Annotated in this window: 2 protein-coding genes; both read right to left on the reverse strand. The window is 41.3% G+C overall.

The window, feature by feature from the left end; genetic code table 11:
• Positions 1-627, reverse strand: a 627-nt coding sequence (locus J8X26_RS27500) for a hypothetical protein (protein ID WP_208952672.1), incomplete at its 3' end; no start/stop codon positions are given.
• A 26-nt stretch (positions 628-653) separates the two neighbouring features.
• On the reverse strand, positions 654-923 hold the full coding sequence (locus J8X26_RS27505) for a hypothetical protein (protein ID WP_208952673.1): 270 nt from the start codon (positions 921-923) through the stop codon (positions 654-656).
• Positions 924-1,354 lie beyond the last annotated feature (431 nt).

Here is a 1,354-nt window from a genome sequence, read left to right on the forward strand (position 1 = left end):
CTTCTGATTCAATGGCGGCGGAATATTTGACGGCTGAGCTGTATTTACGACAACCGAAGGCTGCTGCTGAACCGGCTTGTTAGCGCTCTTATTTGAAAAGAAAATAACTGCTGATAGCGTAACCGCACAGATGCTTATCACCAAGGAAACAATCCATTGGGCTTGAGTAAGTCTTTTTTCTGTTGCATCCGCTCGGGACTCAATCCTGTTGAGGGCTTTAGATTGCTCAGCAAAGCTTTCAACGTAATATGTTCTGAAATTAGCCATTTCAGTTCGCATTGCGGATGCAACAGAATCAACTTCTGCCTTATTGGCTTTCAAATGAGCGTTTAACTCATTTCTGTTGAAATCTGTCATTTTATCCTCCGCTTTTTCTTGATTAAAACTTATCCCCTCTGATTTTGATGATAGCTCAGATGCTTGCTCCTTAGAAGATATTTCACTTGTCCAGCCATCAACATGCACAAAGGTTGAGTCTTTAAATTCATATGCTTGTTTAGTGGTATACACAAAGTCACTAAGTGAACAATTAGGCAAAGAAATGCTTATAGGATGCAAGCCTTCATTGTTTAGCAGCGTGATATTCAAATTTCCACGGGTATAATCTTGAAAAGTTTGTTTATTCATCCTGAAATACCGCAAAGGTTAGCACTTCATTTACCCAGGTTTTTACCAATTGTCTCATAAAGGGCTTCTAGTTGGTCTTTTCCCATGTACAGCGTGCATTCATGATAAAGAATTGAACCCACTCCTATTTGAATATTAGCGTCATCCCCATCTTTTGTAGCATTTTCAACAAAAGGAGTTGGTTTATTGGCAAGAAATTGCATGCAAAAAAGCTCTTGAGTCCCACTAACACCAACGATAGAGAAATCAACATAATGCTCGGAATAGGCTTCCGATTTTTCCAATTTATTTTTCATATTTTATCCTTTGTAAAATAACACATCACCCGAATCAGGCTCTATCCCACTCCACATCCCTGTGACACAGCTCCCTATCTGCCAGACACCCATGAACTGGCCGATGCTGTTTATGCTCTGGCGCCTTCTATCAAAGCTATAGCTAAAGCAACTGAAACGACTGACATATAACCAATGACTAATGCTCTTTTCATCGTCAACCACCTTAATTTAACGCTTCTCGGATTCAAGGCTGAAAATTATCGAATCATCATAGACGGAAAGGGTTGCAACACAAATACTGGGGAAATATCAGGGGGGAGGGGAGCAAACCGGCCAGCGCATTCAACCACGAGGCCTCTGACCGGTTGCTGTCATGACAGTGAAAATATAATTTTCCCTTTTACTGTAGTCAACAGGATGCGCTGATGGATGGAACCAGTTGGCGGCAC

Origin of the sequence: Rahnella sp. ChDrAdgB13, assembly GCF_017655185.1 — a bacterium.
GTDB classification, from domain to species: domain Bacteria; phylum Pseudomonadota; class Gammaproteobacteria; order Enterobacterales; family Enterobacteriaceae; genus Rahnella; species Rahnella contaminans.

What these genes read in the sequence shown, in the direction of transcription:
- J8X26_RS27505 (WP_208952673.1), bottom strand. Translation starts at nt 923, where the DNA reads ATGAAAAATAAATTGGAAAAATCGGAAGCCTATTCCGAGCATTATGTT.